We start from the raw sequence: 17,560 nt of genomic DNA, 5'->3' as shown, positions 1-17,560 counted from the left end.
CCCGAACTCTCTGTATCAATGCCCGGCAGCTCATCGTCCGCCAGGCTTATTAACGCTCACATGCCTTTGAACGACTCGACGGCCATACGCCGGAGACTGGTCAGCAGGGGCGCAAACCCGTTGCGCCCCTGCAAGTCCATTCGTGCGTCTCCGGTAAAGCGGTCGAAATCAGTCTACAGAGACATTCTCGAAGTGATGCTTACCGAGTGGATCCACGACGTAGCCTTTCACTTCCTTACGCACAGGCTCGTACACGGTAGAGTGTGCGACAATCAGCGCCGGAGCCTGATCGTGCATCACCACCTGCGCCTGCTTGTACAGTTCGATGCGCTTGTCGTGGTTGGATTCGGCGCGCGCCGGTTGAATCAGATCTTCAAACGGCTTGTAGCACCAGCGGGAGTAGTTGGAGCCGTCTTTCGCCGCCGCGCAGCTGAACAGCGTGGCGAAGAAGTTGTCCGGATCCCCGTTGTCGCCGGTCCAGCCCATCATCACCGTCTGGTGCTCGCCCGCTTTGGCGCGCTTGAGGTATTCACCCCACTCATAGGTCACGATTTTGGCTTTCACGCCGATCTTGGCCCAGTCGGCCTGGATCATTTCCGCCATGCGGCGCGCGTTCGGGTTGTAAGGACGCTGTACCGGCATCGCCCACAGGTCGATGCTGAAGCCGTCGGCCATGCCCGCTTCTTTCAGCAGTGCTTTCGCCTTGGCCGGATCGTAAGCGTAATCCTGCACCGCGTCGTTATAGCCCCACATGGTCGGCGGGATCAGGTTCTTGGCCGCCTGGCCCGCCCCCTGATAAACCGCGTCGATGATCGCCTGCTTGTTGACCGCCATGGTCAACGCCTGGCGCACTTTCACGTTATCCAGCGGTTTTTTCTCGGTGTTGAACGACAGATACCCCACGTTCAGGCCCGGCTGTTCCATCAGGTTGATGGATTTGTCTTGCTTCATGCGGGCGATATCGGCCGGGTTCGGGAACGGCATCACCTGGCATTCGTTTTTCTGCAGTTTGGCGTAACGCACAGAGGCGTCAGGCGTGATGGAGAACACCAGGCGATCGATCTTCGGCTTGGTGCCCCAGAAACCATCGAACGCCTTGTACAGGATCTTGGAGTCTTTCTGGTATTGCAGCAGTTGGAACGGGCCGGTGCCGATCGGATTCAGGTCGACTTTCTCCGGCGTGCCGGCTTTCATCATTACGTCAGCGTATTCGGCGGACAGGATGGACGCAAAGTCCATGCCCAGGTCAGCCAGGAACGGCGCTTCGGGGCGGTTCAGCACGAAGCGCACGGTGTTGTCGTCCACTTTTTCAATCTTGGCGATCAGCTTAGGCATGTCCATGCCTTCAAAGTATTCGTAACTGCCGCCGGACACTTTGTGGTAGGCGTTGTTCGCATCCAGCTGACGTTCAAAGGAGAACACCACGTCGTCGGCGTTGAAGTCGCGCGTCGGTTTGAAGTCTTTGCTGCTCTGCCACTTCACGCCCTTGCGCAGGTGGAAGGTGTAGGTTTTGCCGTCTTCACTGACGTCCCACTTCTCAGCCAGACCCGGCTGCAGTTCGGTGGTGCCGACTTTGAATTCGACCAGGCGGTTGTAGATCGGTACCGAGCTGGCGTCGTAGGTGGTGCCGGAGGTGAACAGCTGCGGGTTGAACCCTTCCGGGGAACCTTCAGAACAGTAAACCAACGTCTTGGCCTGTACGCTGGCCGCCACGGTCAGCGCGATCAGCCCAATGCCGAATTTCAGAACCCCCGATTTACCCAAGGAACGTGTCATCGTTAGTGCTCCATTGTGTGATGTGATGTGTGTAATTGCCGCCAGGCCTGTATTTTTTATTGCGTGGCCTGTGCGATCGGCGCCCGAAGGCAGAAGGCGTAAGATGAGAGAATGCCGGATGGAACGCATCGCGGCGGGGACGTCTGAGCGCGTGGAATTCACTCAAACAACTCTCGCTCTTACCCCTGAGGCTATCAAGTTGCCAACTGTTTGGGGTGTCGTCAATATAACCAGTGGGGATTTACGCAGACTGTGAGAAACAGCAAACAAACATAAAAAAAACCTTTTGTTAACAGTTCCAGCATGAAAATTTATGCTAAGCGGTCATTTTTAGCGCATTGATCTGACCCTCACGAACTTACTGGTTTTTAACTCCGCTAAAAAACGCCAAAACTTTGTTGCTGAATGATGAATATCTGAACGGTTATTTTTGTGATCGCCGTTAAAGACAGGAGGAAATGCTGAAGGATTACCCAAAAGGGTGAGTCCGATGGCCGCGTTTTGCGGCGGCGAAGGCCACAATCTGTGCGGCGTAAAAAAACTTTCGGCGGTGAAAAAGCCGGGGGCGAAAGGATATCCCCCCGGCAACGTACTGCAACCGATTATTGAACGCCGGCGCTGTTGCCCAGGCTGGCGTTCATGCTGTTGAGAATATCGCCGTTGTCCGCATCAATCTCCCAGGAGAACAGGCCGCCCAACTGCTTATCCAGCACGTACTTGCCTTTGGCCTGCACCGAGCGGGCATCGTCGAAGGTGATCAGATCGCCGGTGGAAGGTTTGAACACGTAAGGCGCTTCCGCCGTGGCGTCGTAGGTGTACTGCCACTCGCCGCTCATGAACTGGCTGGCGATTTGGCGGTAGTCCACGATGCCGTTCTCCCAGGTGCCTTTAACCGGCCCGGTGGCGGTGCCGGTGAACGGAATCGCGTTCTGGTAGCCGTTCACCCCGGTCCAGCCGCGGCCATACATGGCGGTGCCGACCACGATCTTGCCCGGCTTGACGCCCTGCGCCAGCAGCGCATTGACGCCGTTCACCGTGGTGTAGGCGGTGTCCGGTTTCCAGGCCGGCGCATTCAGCGCGGTCTGATGCCCCAGGTTCTTCAGATCGAAGGCGCCGTAGAAGTCGTAGCTCATCAGGAAGATGTGATCCATCGAGTTCTGCGCGACGTTGTAAGCCACCTTGTCGATCTTGTCCTTGCCGGCGCTGATGGCGGAGGTCAGCTCATACTTGCGGCCGGTTTCCGCCGACAGCTGATCCAGCATCGCCCGCAGCTCCTTCATCAACAGCACATAGGTTTCCCCGTCCTGCGGGCTGCCCAGGTTCGGGTTGGCACCTTTGCCGCCCGGGAACTCCCAGTCGATATCCACGCCGTCGAAGAACTTCCAGGTCTGCAGGAACTCTTTCACCGAACCGACGAAGCGATCGCGCTTCACCTTGTCGCCCATGAAGAAGAACGGGTCGGACAGTGTCCAGCCGCCGATCGACGGCAGGATTTTCAGGTCAGGACGCGCCTGCTTCAGCGCCATCAGCTGGCCGAAGTTGCCCTTGTAGGGGTCATCCCAGGCGGTGACGCCCTTCTGCGCTTTTTGCAGCGCGGCAAACGGATCGTGGATCGAGACTTTGAAGTCCTCGCGGCCCTGGCAGGAGCGTTGCAATGCCTGGAAACTGCCTTCAATCTCTTTCAGGCTGTCGTTGATGCCGTTACCGCCGCAGATCGGGATAAAGCCGTACAGCAGGTGAGTCAGGTTTTGCGCCGGGATCTTGTCGACGGTGAAATTTCGCCCGTAAACGCCCCACTCGACGAAATAAGAACCGACGACTTTGCCGGAGTTTTGTTTATACGGTTTGTTCTTTTCCAGCAGCGGCTCTTTCAACGGTGCCAAATGGCTGCCGTCGGTGTCAGCCACCACAATTTCGGTGGCATCGCTGGCGGTGCAGCCGTCGGCATTGCACAACGCCACCTGCATTTGATAACGGCCGCCTTTATTCACTTTAAAATTCGCCGTACCGGAAGAACCGGTTGAAGGGCCGCTCCACGCCTCTTTGCCATTTAATAAAATTTTTGCCGTCGTGCCGGTGTCGCCATTCCATAAATTCCACGAAACCGAAACGTCGGCGGCATTTTTTACCTTCACCAGATTATTATAAGCGGTGGCTGCCTGATCGACTTCAACGATAGCGAACTTGGTATTGCCCCAGGCGATGGTCGGCTTGCCCGGTGCGGCGGCCTGCGCCGCGGAACACAGCGTGCTGCCGATCAACAGCGCCAACAGCGGTTTATTAAATTTGCGCATAACTGATTCCTTTATTCCGAGAGGATAAACATAAAAGAGTTAATCGTCGTCACGCATTGCCGGAGAAAAATGAACCCGCAATAATCCACGAAGATTAACGTTAATAAATAATCACGGTATTTTCCACGCAGCGGGAATAAGCACTCCCGCGTTGTCCATTCAGACTATAGGTAAAAAAAACGTGAAAACAAGAGCGCTATCAACCGGGTTTTATTTGACAAGCATGAATTTATTTAAATATGAAAAGAAGAACCTAATGGGAATAAGGAGTGTGAATTAATTAAGCGTAAAGGATAAATATATTTCACGAGGGCGGCAGATTGAGGCACGCCATAAAGCGAAGCCAGCAATGTCGGAGGAGATACTCATCCCCATAAACGACGGGCGAAAAAAAACCTGCTTTAAAAAGCAGGTTTTTCGAATGTGGTCGGCGAGAGAGGATTACGCGCATCTTTGATGCGCGCCCTGCGGGCCGTTGCTGAAGCAACGTTGTCTCGCTTCGCGAGACTCGAACCTCCTGCGGAGGTGCTCATCCTCTTAAACGACGGGCGAAAAAAAACCTGCTTTAAAAAGCAGGTTTTTCGAATGTGGTCGGCGAGAGAGGATTCGAACCTCCGACCCACTGGTCCCAAACCAGTTGCGCTACCAAGCTGCGCTACTCGCCGATGCGGGGCGCATCTTACTGCTGGCGGTTATAGGCGTCAATCACTTTTTTTCCCCTGCATTTCAAGTGGTGATAAAAGCGCCATAATACGCTGCGCCGGGGGTTGCGCAGCGTATTTCACTCAGGCTTTGGCCGGTTTCAGCGCCGGCGTCTGCGCACGCAGGAACGGCAGCAGGAACAGCGCCGACAGGCAAGCGGCGATGGAAATCACCACGAAGAAGCCGTTCCAATGCCAGATCTCCATCACCCGCGCAATCGGGTAGCCGGACAGCGCCGCGCCCAGGTAGGCGAACAGGCCGACGAAACCGGTCGCCGCGCCCGCCGCATCCTTGTGCGAACACTCCGCCGCCGCCATGCCGATCAGCATCTGCGGGCCGAAGATGAAGAAGCCGATGGCGAAGAAGCAGCAGGCCTGCAGCAGGTAGGTCACGCCCGGCATCAGCCACAGCGCCGCCACCGACAGGAAGATACCGATGGCGAAGATCAGGTTCATCGGGCCGCGGTTGCCGCGGAACAGCTTGTCGGAGCCCCAACCGGCCACCAGCGAACCGATAAAGCCGCCCACTTCAAACAGCGAAATGGCCGAGTTGGCGGTCATCAGCGAATAGCCCTTTTCCTGCGTCAGGTAGAGGTTGCCCCAGTCGTTGATCGCGGTGCGCACGATGTACACCAGCACGTAGGAGACCGCCAGCAGCCAGATGTACTTGTTGGTCAGCACATAGCGTTTGATGATCTCGCGGTTGCTCAGCCCCTGGCCTTCCGATTCCTGCACCAGCTCCATGGCGTCGTTACGCCATTTGCCGACGCTCGGCAGCCCCAGGGTGGAGGGCTTGTCGCGCAGGCGCCAGCACATCAGCAGGCCGAGCACCACGCCGATGATGCCGGGAATGATCATGCCGTAACGCCAGCTGAAGTGCAGCGAGATAAAGCCCACCAGCAGCGGGATCAGCGCGCCGCCGACGTTGTGCGAGGTGTTCCAGATCGCCCACCAGCTGCCGCGCTCGGAGCGCGAATACCAGCTGGTGAGGATTTTGGAGCACGGCGGCCAGCCCCAGCCCTGGAAGAAGGCGTTGAGGATCCACAGCGTGCCCAGCATCAGCAGCGACGAACTGAGGCCGAAGAAGATATTCAGCACCCCGGTCATGATCAGACCCAGCCCCATAAAGTAACGCGGGTTGGAGCGATCGCTGATCATGCCGGAAATGAATTTCGAGCAGCCGTAAGTGATGTAGAACAGCGTGCCGAGGATGCCGACGTCGGACATCGTCAGGCCCAGATCGCTCAGCATCGCCGGCATGATGAAGTTGAAGCTTTTGCGCGTGAAGTAAAACGCGGCGTAGCCGATGTACATGGTGCACATCAGCTGGATGCGCCAGTATTTGTAGCTGGCGTCGATCTGCCGTTGATCGGTGACCTGCGGCGCGTCCGAGCGGCTTTTAAGGAAAGACCACATATGGAACCTCAGAGGATTGAATAAAGTGCCGCTATGATGCTCCTCGCGCGCGCGGGAGGCTTACGCCGGATTCCCGACGCGGTTAGGAGTTTTTCCTAGTTTTGCGTTTGCGCCGGTGAAACTGTGGGCAAGATCACACTCAAACAGGCGCCCCGTTCAGCGGTGAACCGCAGGCTGCCGCCGAGGGCGCTGATGCGCTCCTGCATGCCGCGCAGGCCATACCCCGGCTGATGGTTTTCCGCCTCGAAACCCACGCCGTTGTCGCGGATGGTCAGGGCGATCAGCGGCGCGGCGCCTTTGCGCGGCTGCAGGCGCGCGTCCAGTTCCAGGCGGCTGGCGCCGGCGTGGCGGCACACATTGGTCACCCCCTCCTGGCACACCCGGTACAGCGTGATTTTCAGCGTTTCATCCAGCAGCTCGTCCGGTACCTGCCATTGCAGGCTGCTCACCAGCGACGCATCCTGCGGCAGCGACTCCCGCAGCATCGCCGCCACCGCCGCCGACAGCGGCAGGTTGTTCAGCGCCGCCGGCCACAGCTGAGTCAGCACGTCGTGCACCCCGTCGTAGACCCGCAGCGCCAACGCATCGATGGCATCGGCACAGCCGATCACCGCCGGTTCAGGCGCCAGGCGTTTGACGATGCTGGCCTGGGTGCGGATCACGGTGATGGTCTGCCCCACCTCATCGTGCAGCTCGCGCGCCACCTCGCGCCGGGTTTGCTCCTCCGCGGTCACCAGCGCCCGCGCCAGCTGGCGGTTCTCCGCCAGCCGCAGCCGCAGCTGCTGATTCAGCTCGCGCTGGCGCTGAATGCCGGCCCCCAACAGCAGCCCGGTCAGGCTTTGGGCCAGCAGCGACAGCAGCAGATCGCGGTGCGACTCCGGCTGCGGCGGCTCGTTGACCATCAGTGCCACGCCGTTGAGCAGCGTCGCCAACAGCGCGCCCTGCCAGCCGTAGCGGTAAGACATGAACACGATGGGAATAGCCAGGCAGAACGGCGCGAAACGGCGCAGCTCGGCGGCGTTCACCTGCTGCTGCAGCCAGATGCTGAACGCAAACAGCAGCAGATAGCCGGCCAGGTGGCCCAGGCGCAGCTCCACCGGCTTGTGGATCAGCCCCGGCTCCAGCGGCACCCAGATTTGGCGCGCCAGATAGTGCCACAACAACAGGCAGGTCGGTGCGATGGTGAAACCGCCGGTCAGGCCGAGCAGCAGCGCGCGGGCGCCTTCGCCGCTCACCAGCTGCCACACCAGCGCCTGCAGCAAGGCGGCGGCCACCACCACCGCGCCCTGCAACAGCGGCCAACGCCATTCGCTGTCACTCTGCTGATGGCGCAATAGCCACGGCGAGGCCACCAGGCTGAGCAACACGGTCAACACCAGCACCGCCACCGACGCCCACAGCGCCGGGCCGTAGCCGAACTGGTCCGCCAGCAGCGCCATCAGCAGCAGATCGGCCAGCAGGATCCCCGGCCAGAAACGATACGGGCTCTGCAGCAAAATGCCCATGCGCAGGCCAAACGGGAACAGCAGCAGCGCCTGCCAGGGCGGGTCGATCAGGGCGGTACCAATGCCCCACAGGCAAAACGCGCTGGCGGCGTAGATGAAAAACAGCGCCAGCTGGGTGATCAGACGCTGCGTCACAGATTCAGCATCCGTCTGGCCAGCTCGACGTTATTGTTGATGCCCAGCTTGGCGAACAGGTTGGCGCGATGCACATGCACCGTCTTCGGCGACAGCCCCAGCGCGGTGGCGATCTCGCGCACCTCCTGGCCCTGCGCCAGCAATAGTGCGATCTCGCGCTCGCGGCGGGTCAACGGATCCACCTTCACCCGCGCCAGCTGCTGGGCGATTTCCGGCATCAGGTAGACGCCGCCGCCGGCGACGGTACGCACCGCGGTAATCAGATCTTCCGGTTTGCAGCGCTTGGAGAGAAAGCCGCTGGCGCCGCGCTCCAGCGCCATTTCCACCAGCGCCGGGTTGTCGTGCATCGACAGCATCACCACGCGGATGCCGGAGGGAATGTCCGCCAGCAGATCCAGCCCGCTGCCGTCCGGCATCGAAATATCGCAGATGCAGATTTCCGCCTCTAGCCCCGGCAGGCCGGCACGCGCCTGCGCCGCGCTGCTGAACTCGCCCACCACCTGAATATCGGCCTCCAGCGACAGCAGCTGCACAAAGCCCGAGCGCACAATGTCATGATCGTCGATAAACGCCACGCGCAGGGTCATGGAAATCTCCGGTTAGAAGGGAAGTGCGCAAGTATACCGTATGCACACACCGGAATAATTGATGAAGAGAATGTATTGAGTGAAATGAGCGGGTGCGCAAGGCACCCGGCGGGAAGGATTACAGGCGAGCGGGCGCCGTTTTATGCTGCGGCAGAGAGCACCAGTTGTTTTTATCCACGATACCGCCGTTCGGCGAGGTGTAGCCGAGGCAACCGAGGATGGTGTCGAACAGCTCGACGTGGCGATGCGTTTTGCCGAGGCGCTGCTGCGCCTGCAGCTGCTCAAAGGCGCTGAGGTGCTGCGGGTTCTCGAGGAACTTGTCCGATGCCCATACGATCATCGGCACGCGGAACTGCTCCGGTGGCGCCATTTCGCGCGGCGTGCCGTGCAGGTGCGTATTCTCGCCGATCGACTCGCCGTGATCGGCGGCATAGAACACGATCGCCTTCTTGTCGCGCACCTGATCGATCACATTACTGATAAAGCTGTCGGTGTACAGCACCGTATTGTCGAACGCGTTGATCAGCTGCGCCTTGGTGCAAGAGTCATCCACCCCCATGCACTCCGGCTGATAACGCGCATAGCTGCGCGGATAGCGCTGCGAGTACAGGTAGTGCGAGCCTTTGGTATGCAGGATCACCAGGTGCTTGCCCTTCGGATAGCGCGCCAGCGACTCCTTCATTTCGTCCACCAGCAGCATGTCGTCGACCGCCTTGCCGTCGTTGCGCTTCTCGGACGCGATCATCTCGCGGAACGAATAGTTGTTCACTTCGGTGTTGTTGTAGAACCACACCTCGCTCTGCATGGCGAACAGCTCGGAAGAGAAGCCCAACTCTTTCAGCACCGCGAACACGTTCTGCTCTTTCAGCGTGCGCTGCGGGTTATCCTCGGTGCCGCCTTCACGCACGAACATGCAGCGCAGCGACAGCTTGGTAGCGGTGTCGCACGACTCGCCGCGAAACGCCACCAGGTTCTTCTCTTTCGACAGCCGCGGCGTGGTATCGCGCTCGTAGCCCAGCATGCCCATGTGATCCCAGCGCGTAGTTTCGCCGATGATGAACACCACGTAGGTGTCGTCGATATCCGCCGGCGGGACATAGGTGAAGTGTTTGCCCGGATCGAACAGCGTGCTCTGGTCCTGGCTTTCGTCATAGCGGGTATAGGCAAACAGCCCCAGCGCCGACAGCCAGTTGGACGGCAGATACGAGTGCGCCACCACGCCGCCGTAGCTCGGCAGATCGACGTTGGCGAGTTTCTCCTGCACGCTCTGCTCGTCGTCCAGCATGCGCAGCGGCAGCCAGACCAGCGCCACCACCGCCAGCAACACCAGCAGCGGCTTGATGCGATGGCCGGGGGTTTTCAGCTGTTCGATCAGGGTGTAACGCAGGCCGTTTTTCCAGATCAGCAGCAGCGGCAAGGCACTGAGCGCCACCATCCACAGCACGAAGTGCAGGCCAACCACCTCTTTCGACAGATCGATGTCGGTGGTCATCACCGACACCACGATGCCGTAGCCGATCACCACGTTGAAAAACGTCATGTAGTAGCTGGCGGCAACCGAAATCAGCACCAGCAGCGAAGCGACGATGCGATAAAACAGGCGGCCGCCGAGCGACACCAATCGCATGATAAAGAAAGTAAATAAAACGATGGCGATCACTTCCGTCACCGCCGAAATAAGCTTAATCCCCTGAATGCCGTGCGCAAGCGAGTCAAAACGGCGGTAAAAAACGGACAGGTTTAAAAAGATGCCGATATAGATCGCTAACAATAACGATAAATTCTGCTGTGATAGCGATTTTATTTTGTTCATGTAGTGCGGTGGCTCCGGAGGGCGATAGCAATTCTGAGTTTTTCAGACAGTCAATGCGGCTGCAGGTTCAGCCAAGCGGCAATAAGCGTGGTTTTGCAGGCAACAATCAAGAGAATTCTCACAAAACGGACATTTTTTGCCATTTTTGTGAACTGTTTTCAGGCGGGGGACATGAAAATGGAGGGGTAAACCCTCCATTTTTTACCGAATGTCGGCAAAACGCTTACTTAACGTGCAGAGTTACATCGATATTGCCACGGGTGGCGTTGGAGTATGGGCACACCACGTGCGCCTTTTTCACCAGATCTTCCGCCACGCTGCGCTCGATGCCCGGCAGCGAAATATCCAGCTGTACTTCGATACCAAAACCGTTCGGGATCTCACCGATGCCGACGGTGCCGTCGATCTTCGCTTCGGCCGGGATTTTAACCTTTTCCTTCGCCGCGACAAACTTCAGCGCGCCGAGGAAGCAGGCCGAGTAACCGGCCGCGAACAGCTGCTCGGGGTTGGTGACTTCACCGCCGGCGCCACCCATCTCTTTCGGCACGCCCAGTTTCACGTCCAACACGCCGTCGGAGGAGGTCGCACGGCCGTCGCGGCCGCCGGTTGCGGTGGCGTGAGCGCGGTAAACCACTTTCTCAATAGACATCGTTCATTCCTTCTTGCTGGTTGGCGAGATGACTACGGCTTCCACGAGGTAAAGCCGGTCACATATTTATCTTTTGCGATTAAATCGCGCACTACTTATTTTTTGCACTTACTCAATAGTGTAGACCACCCGCGCCGTTCTTGCGTCCGGCGGCGGCGGGTCAAATCTGGTCGATCAGGCTGCCGCGCAGCTTTTCCAGCTGCTGTTTGAGCGAAACGATCTCGTCCAGGCTGCAGTCGGTGGCGCACATCACCGCCTCAGGCACCGATTGCGCCCGCTCGCGCAGCGCGCAGCCGGCTTCGGTCAGGGCGATGATCACCTGCCGCTCGTCGGTGGTGGCGCGATAACGCACCAGCAAACCGGCAGTTTCCAGCCGCTTCAGCAGCGGCGTCAGCGTAGCGGAATCGAGGAACAACCGCTCGCCGATATCCGATACCGTCACCCGATCGCGCTCCCACAGCACCATCATCACCAGGTATTGCGGATAGGTGAGTTCGAGCTGACTCAACAGCTTGCGGTAGACTTTGTGCAGCGCCAGATTGGCGGAGTACAGCGCGAAACACAGCTGCTGATCGAGCTGCAGCAGGTTCTTCGCCCTGGGTTGTTCGGTATCGGTGCTTTTCATGCTTGTGAATATAGATAGCGCACGATGTAATCGCAAGCTATTTCTTGTGAGGTATGCTACATTTTTTCATGCAGAGGATGCTCGGAGGGAATGGAAATGACGAACACGCTTGCAGAACGCGCGCGCCGCTACGCCACCAAGGCGCATGCGGCCATCGATCAGCGCCGCAGATACACCAACGACCCCTATATTGTCCACCCGCAGGCGGTGATGGAGCTGGTGCGCAGCGTGCCGCACACCGAAGAGATGCTGGCGGCCGCCTGGCTGCATGACACGGTGGAAGACACGCCCACCACCCTCGCCGATATCGACAGCCACTTCGGGCCGAAGGTGGCGGAACTGGTGCGAATGTTGACCAACGTCAGCCACGCCGAGGACGGCAACCGCTTCGAGCGTAAAAACCGCGATCGGCGCCACAGCGCCGGCGCGTCACCGCAGGCCAAAACCATCAAGCTGGCGGATCTGATCGACAACACCCGCTCGCTGCTGGACTACGACAGCCACTTCGCCCAAACCTATCTTATCGAGAAGCAGCGCCTGCTGGAGGTGCTGACCGAAGGCGACCCGACGCTGTGGCGCCAGGCCAGCCATATCGTTGAACAAGGGCTGCTCAGGTTGCAGCAGCCGCCGCACAACGTGCCCGCCAGCTGGTTCGAACACGCCCGCCAACGCTACCGCGAGAGCGACGCGGCCTGATCAGAAGGTCACCACCGTTTTCAACGCCGTCACCCAGGCGTCCTGCGTCTCGCTGACGCCCGCCGGGTGATGCCAGTATTGCAGGCCCGGCTGCAGCTGCAGCCACGGCGTGACGTTAACGCGATAATACAGCTCTGCCGTCACCGAGTGGCCCGGCACCGGCCGATAGTTCGGGTCTTGATAATCACTGATACCGTTGATTTGGTTGAGATAACGCTGATTATCTTTGTAGCGGTCGCTCAGCTTCACCACCGAAACGCCCAGCCCCAGCCAGTCGTCCGGCCGCGCATCGAACAGCCCGCGATAGCGAATGCCGGTCGAAGTGGACCAGTGCAGATAGTTGCTGCGCTGATCCCCCAGCCCCAGGCTGTAAAACACGCTCAAGCCGCGGTTGACGTCGTCCGCATGGCGCGTTACCTGCTGGTTGAAACCGGTATACAGGAACCAGGTGCGATCGTGGCTGCGATAGCCCTGCGGATCGCTGGCACCCGGCCCGCCGGACACCCCTTCATAGAGATCGCTCTGGCGCGCGTTGGTGAACAGCACGCCCAGGTTATACACCCCCGGCAGCTGGTTGACGGCGTGGGTTTTCAGCTCCAGCTCCATCGGCAACAGGAAGCCTTTGCTGCCCTTGGTGGACCAACTCCAGGCGTGGCTGCGGCTGGGGGCGCTCGGGTTCTGCTCCATCACGCCGCCCTTGAGCGTCAGGCCGTCGGTCAGCTTGTATTGCAGCGTAGTGCCCCAGTAATGCACGTTCCAGTTGTACCAGGTCAGTGAGTTGGCGGACTTGCCGCCGCACAGCGTCAGCGTCTGAAAATCGCAGGGGATGATCTGATCGAAATCCTGCACCTTGTTCATCATGCCGATGCGCCACTGCAGCCGTCTGTCGAGGAAGGAGCGGCTGAAGGTCAACCAGCCCAGCCGGGTAATCGACTGCCCGCCAAAGCTCTCCTGCGACAGATCGGTCAGCCCCACGCGTGGATCCTGCAGCCGATCGCGGGTCAGGTTGTTGTCATGGTTGCGGTTGACGATATTGCCTTCGATCGCCGCGTCCGGAATGCCGGTCAGCGCCTGCAAATCCTGGCTGAAGGTCAACGAGAATTGGTCGATGTACGACGCCTGCTTATCGTGGTTATAACCGCCGCCGGCGTTATACGACAGCTGGCTGAGGTAGCCGAGATTATAGTGAAAGCCGTGATCCTCCAGGATCGGCCTGATCCCCAGCATATCCCCCAACAGCCCGGGCTGCGGCGGCTCAAAGCCGAGCGCCACCCCTTCCCATTTGGCGGTGGGCGCTTCGACGTCCTTGCCGGTTTGCAGCGTTTCCGCCTGCGCCTGGCTACAGAGCAGCGCCAGCGCCGCCAGGGTGATGGAACGAGGTAATAAGCTTTTCATCATTATTATATTTCTCCGCATAATGGCTGACTGCGGGCAACAGCATTCCCTGGGAGAGAATTTCCCATCATGAACAGCAGCGAATAACGTTTAGGTTAGCGCCCGGCGTTTGCCGCCGGGCTTAAGGGTTAACTTCGGGTTTTCAGGCTGGCGCCGTTGCTGTGGATCACATCGCGATACCAGTAGAAACTCTTCTTGCGGCGGCGCTCGAGGCTACCGTTGCCGGCATCGTCTCTGTCGACGTGAATGAAGCCGTAGCGCTTCGACATTTCCGCCTTCGAGGCGCTGACCAGATCGATCGGCCCCCAGCTGGTGTAGCCCATCACCTCGACGCCGTCGTCGATCGCTTCCGCCACCTGCACCAGATGGTCATTGAGGTAGTTGATGCGGTAGTCGTCGTGGATGCTGCCATCGGCCTCGACGCGGTCTTTGGCACCCAGCCCGTTCTCGACGATGAACAGCGGTTTCTGATAGCGGTCGTAGAGCACGTTGAGCAGGTAGCGCAGCCCGAGCGGGTCGATTTGCCATCCCCATTCCGAGCTGGCCAGGTGCGGGTTCGGCACCATATCGAGGATGTTGCCGCGCGCCGTTTCGTACTGCGCCGGGTCGGCGGTGACGCAGCCGCTCATGTAGTAGCTGAACGAGATGAAATCGATGGTTTCGCGCAGCGTTTGCCGATCTTCCTCGCTGATCGCCACCTGAATGCCGTTTTCACGGAAAAAGCGCTGCATATAGGCCGGGTAATAGCCGCGCGCCTGCACGTCACCGAAGAACAGCCAGTCGCGGTTTTGCCGCTGGGTTTCCAGCAGATCTTCCGGCTTGCAGCTCAGCGGATACAGAATGCCGCCCAACAGCATGTTGCCGATTTTGCCCTCCGGCACGATCTCGTGGCAGGCCTTCACCGCTCTGGCGCTGGCCACCAGCTGATGGTGGATCGCCTGATAGACGGCGCTCTTGTCGCTCTCCTGCGGCAGGCCGACGCCGGTGAAAGGCGCGTGCAGCGACATGTTGATTTCGTTGAAGGTCAGCCAGTGTTTGACCTTGTGCTTATAACGTTCAAACACCGTGCGCGCATAGCGCTCGAAGAAATCGATGGTGCGCCGATCGCCCCAGCCGCCGTAGTGCTTCACCAGGCCGTAAGGCATCTCATAATGCGACAGCGTGATCAGCGGCTGAATGCCGTACTTTGCCATCTCGTCGAACAGCCGATCGTAAAACGCCAGCCCGGCTTCGTTCGGCGTCTCTTCGTCACCCTGCGGGAAGATGCGCGTCCAGGCGATCGAGGTGCGCAGACACTTGAAGCCCATTTCGGCGAACAGCGCGATGTCCTCCGGGTAGCGGTGATAGAAATCGATCGCCACGTCCTTGATGCCGCTGTCGCCCGCCGTACGCGGCGTGATGGCGCCGAAGATGCCCTGCGGCTGCAGATCGGAGGTCGACAGCCCCTTGCCGTCGGCCTGATATGCGCCTTCCACCTGGTTCGCCGCTACCGCGCCGCCCCACAGAAAATGTTGCGGAAACTTGCCGTTCATCGCTTGCTCCTCAATTAACGTAATAAAGTCAGCAGCGGCGCCTGTTCCTGCACCGGAGACAGGCCGCTGGTCAACACGTCCACGTAGTCATCGCTGTTGCTGATGATGATCGGCGTGGTGGTGTCATAGCCGGCGGCATGGATCGCCGCCTGGTCGAACTCGATCAGCAGATCGCCCACGGCGACCCGCTCGCCTTCCCGCACGTGGGCGGTGAAATGCGCCCCGTCCAGCTTCACGGTATCGATGCCGACGTGGATGAGGATCTCCGCGCCGTCGTCCGATTCGATACCGATGGCGTGTTTGGTTTTGAACAGCGACGCCACGCTGCCGCTCACCGGCGCCACCACGCGCCCCTGCTGCGGCGCGATCGCCACCCCTTTCCCCAGCAGCCCGCTGGCGAAGGTCGCGTCGTTCACCTGATCCAGCGGCACGATGTCGCCGGCGATCGGGCTGAGGATGGCCTGTTTGCGGTTAAGCGGCGCGTCGGCTTCAGGCTGCGCCGCGTCTTCCGCCGGCGCAACGCCGAACAGGTAACTGGCCAGCGCGGCAAACACGAACGACAGCAGGGTGCCGCCGATCGCGCCCCATACCGTGGCGTCGATGCCGCCGCCGGGGATAATCTGCGCGAAGGTGAATACGCTCACCAGGCCGAACGAGTAGACCGAGGTATGGAAGTAGCCGATCACCGCACCGCCCAGCGCGCCGCCGATGCAGCCGAAGATGAACGGGCGTTTGTTCGGCAGCGTCACGCCGTACACCGCCGGTTCGGTGATGCCGAAAATTCCGGCGCCGATGGCCGAAGCGGACAGCGCCCGCAGCCTGGCGTCGCGGGTGCGCAGCATCACGCCCAGCGTGGCGCCGACCTGCCCCATCACCGCCGGCAGCAGCAGCGGCACCATGGTGTCGCGCCCCAGCACGCTCAGGTTATTGATCATCAACGGCACCAATCCCCAATGCAGACCGAAGATCACACACACCTGCCACATCGCCCCCATAAAGGCGCCGGCGATGATCGGGTTAAAGGCGTAAATGCTCTGATAGCCGTTGGCCAGCAGGTGGCTGAGCCAGGTCGCCGCCGGGCCGATCAGCAGGAAAGTCAACGGCACGGTGATCGCCAGGCACAGCAGCGGCGTGATGAAATTGCGCAGCGCGCTGTGGATCGCCCGGTTAAACAGCGGCTCCAGGCGGCAGGACACCCAGGCCGCGAAGATGATCGGGATCACCGACGAACTGTAGTTGATGAAGGTCAGCGGGATGCCGAAGAAATATTCGCGCACCGCGCCCGGCTGCTGCGCCGCTTCGAACGCCGCCATCATCAGCGGGTGCGTCAACGCGCCGCCGATCGCCATGGTGACGAAGGGGTTGCCGCCGAATTTTTTCCCGGCGGTGTAGCCGAGCATGATCGGGAAGAAGTAGAACAGCGAGTCGCTGGCGGCGAACAGCATTTTGAAGGTGCCGCCGCTCTCCAGCAGCCAGCCGCAGGCCAGGCTCAGCGCCAGGAAGCCTTTCAGGATCCCCGAAGCGGCCATCACCCCGAGCAACGGGGTAAAAATGCCGGACACCAGATCGATAAAGCGGCTGAGCAGGTTGTCTTTTTTGCCGCCCGCGTCGTCGCTCGGCGCGCCCTCGGCCAGCCCGCCGACCCGGTTGACCGCGTCGAACACCTCCGCCACGTGGTTACCCACCACCACCTGGAACTGGCCGCCGCTCTGCACCACCATGATGACGCCGGGGTTTTTCTTCAGCGCTGCCGCGTTGGCACGATTGTCGTCGCGCAGCTTGAAGCGCAGACGGGTGGCGCAGTGCACCAGGCTTTTCACATTGTCGCGGCCACCGACGCCGGCCAAAATCTCACTGGCTAATGTGTCATATTTCATACGGTTATCCTTAGACTTCGCGTTCTGCCGCTCCCCTCCCCGCGCTGGCCTGGCGCTGAGGCGGAATTCGGCGCAAAAAAAAAAACCTAAACCTCGCGGCCTCTGCCCCATCGGGGAACAGAAACGCGAGGTTTAGGTTTTGCCTGCCGTAGCAGTAACAACCCTAAATCGGTTGAGTTATGACGTTAACACCGCAGATTTTACCTGGGCAAGGCTTTGCGCCGGCAAATTGCCGAACTGTGATCGGGCGGGCAAAACCGTTCTGAGATATCAAATAAGGCCGGTTGCCCTCTATCGGCTTCAGCGCCGCGGTGATATATCGCGCAGGCGATAGTAGAGAGGAGTCGCTTCCCTCTGCGACAGAATCATAAGATTAACTAACCTAATAATTCACTATCAAGCTAAAGCGATACGCGCCTCCGCCCGCTACCACCTGTCTCTTCTACACAAATCCCCAGGTCAGTTGTCTGGGGATTTTTTTGAATCTTTTCACCTGTTCCCGATCTGATATGAAAATTATCGGCGGGAGATAGCTATGTTTTTATCCAATACTGCACAA

Annotated in this window: 12 protein-coding genes, 1 tRNA gene and 1 other RNA gene; 1 reads left to right on the top strand and 13 read right to left on the bottom strand. The window is 59.6% G+C overall.

All coding sequences use genetic code 11. The features are described from left to right. Nucleotides 1-168: 168 nt before the first annotated feature. From dppA to M6G53_RS12270, 10 genes are all read right to left on the bottom strand, one after another. Entirely contained in the window at nucleotides 169-1,776 is a 1,608-nt protein-coding gene (gene dppA, locus M6G53_RS12315; RefSeq protein WP_033645061.1) for a dipeptide ABC transporter periplasmic-binding protein DppA, read from the bottom strand. A gap of 602 nt (nucleotides 1,777-2,378) precedes the next feature. Further along, on the bottom strand, nucleotides 2,379-4,070 hold the full coding sequence (chiA, locus tag M6G53_RS12310) for a chitinase ChiA (RefSeq protein WP_253331795.1): 1,692 nt from the start codon (nucleotides 4,068-4,070) through the stop codon (nucleotides 2,379-2,381). A 424-nt stretch (nucleotides 4,071-4,494) separates the two neighbouring features. Continuing rightward, nucleotides 4,495-4,624, bottom strand: a non-coding RNA gene (locus tag M6G53_RS12305) — RtT sRNA. Between the two features lie 34 nt (nucleotides 4,625-4,658). Then, nucleotides 4,659-4,735, bottom strand: a tRNA-Pro gene (locus M6G53_RS12300). Nucleotides 4,736-4,855: 120 nt separating this feature from the next. Further along, a complete protein-coding gene (locus M6G53_RS12295) occupies nucleotides 4,856-6,187 on the bottom strand; it encodes an MFS transporter (protein ID WP_253331793.1) in 1,332 nt (443 codons plus the stop codon). Between the two features lie 95 nt (nucleotides 6,188-6,282). Beyond that, the gene (gene uhpB, locus M6G53_RS12290; RefSeq protein WP_253331791.1) at nucleotides 6,283-7,827 is read right to left on the bottom strand and encodes a signal transduction histidine-protein kinase/phosphatase UhpB; all 1,545 of its coding nucleotides are present in this window, start codon (nucleotides 7,825-7,827) and stop codon (nucleotides 6,283-6,285) included. Continuing rightward, nucleotides 7,824-8,414 (bottom strand): response regulator transcription factor UhpA, encoded by a 591-nt coding sequence (gene uhpA, locus M6G53_RS12285; protein ID WP_123893069.1) that lies wholly within the window; start codon nucleotides 8,412-8,414, stop codon nucleotides 7,824-7,826. The genes uhpB and uhpA overlap by 4 nt, the downstream gene beginning before the upstream one ends. Nucleotides 8,415-8,532: 118 nt before the next feature. Further along, a complete protein-coding gene (eptB, locus tag M6G53_RS12280) occupies nucleotides 8,533-10,227 on the bottom strand; it encodes a kdo(2)-lipid A phosphoethanolamine 7''-transferase (RefSeq protein WP_253331789.1) in 1,695 nt (564 codons plus the stop codon). Nucleotides 10,228-10,450: 223 nt separating this feature from the next. Beyond that, nucleotides 10,451-10,876 carry an organic hydroperoxide resistance protein gene (locus tag M6G53_RS12275; protein ID WP_253331788.1) on the bottom strand — a complete coding sequence of 142 codons (426 nt, stop codon included), beginning with the start codon at nucleotides 10,874-10,876 and terminating at the stop codon, nucleotides 10,451-10,453. A gap of 160 nt (nucleotides 10,877-11,036) precedes the next feature. Then, on the bottom strand, nucleotides 11,037-11,501 hold the full coding sequence (locus M6G53_RS12270; RefSeq protein ID WP_253331786.1) for a MarR family winged helix-turn-helix transcriptional regulator: 465 nt from the start codon (nucleotides 11,499-11,501) through the stop codon (nucleotides 11,037-11,039). A gap of 96 nt (nucleotides 11,502-11,597) precedes the next feature. Between M6G53_RS12270 and M6G53_RS12265 the strand changes: the two genes are divergently transcribed. Further along, on the top strand, nucleotides 11,598-12,197 hold the full coding sequence (locus M6G53_RS12265) for an HD domain-containing protein (protein ID WP_253331784.1): 600 nt from the start codon (nucleotides 11,598-11,600) through the stop codon (nucleotides 12,195-12,197). On the opposite strand, the gene M6G53_RS12260 is transcribed toward M6G53_RS12265, so the two are convergent. The 3 genes from M6G53_RS12260 to bglF all read right to left on the bottom strand — a co-directional run bounded on the left by M6G53_RS12260 (nucleotide 12,198) and on the right by bglF (nucleotide 17,001). Next, nucleotides 12,198-13,592, bottom strand: a complete 1,395-nt coding sequence (locus M6G53_RS12260; RefSeq protein WP_253331902.1) for a carbohydrate porin — start codon at nucleotides 13,590-13,592, stop codon at nucleotides 12,198-12,200. A gap of 128 nt (nucleotides 13,593-13,720) precedes the next feature. Further along, the gene (locus M6G53_RS12255) at nucleotides 13,721-15,124 is read right to left on the bottom strand and encodes a glycoside hydrolase family 1 protein (protein ID WP_253331782.1); all 1,404 of its coding nucleotides are present in this window, start codon (nucleotides 15,122-15,124) and stop codon (nucleotides 13,721-13,723) included. A gap of 14 nt (nucleotides 15,125-15,138) precedes the next feature. Beyond that, complete coding sequence (gene bglF, locus M6G53_RS12250) at nucleotides 15,139-17,001, bottom strand: PTS beta-glucoside transporter subunit IIABC (RefSeq protein WP_253331780.1); 1,863 nt, start codon at nucleotides 16,999-17,001, stop codon at nucleotides 15,139-15,141. Nucleotides 17,002-17,560 lie beyond the last annotated feature (559 nt).

Origin of the sequence: Serratia nevei (genome assembly GCF_024160145.1) — a bacterium.
Lineage (GTDB): Bacteria > Pseudomonadota > Gammaproteobacteria > Enterobacterales > Enterobacteriaceae > Serratia > Serratia nevei_A.
The sequence above is the reverse complement of the archived record's forward strand: the minus strand, read 5'-3'. Positions and strand labels throughout refer to the sequence as shown.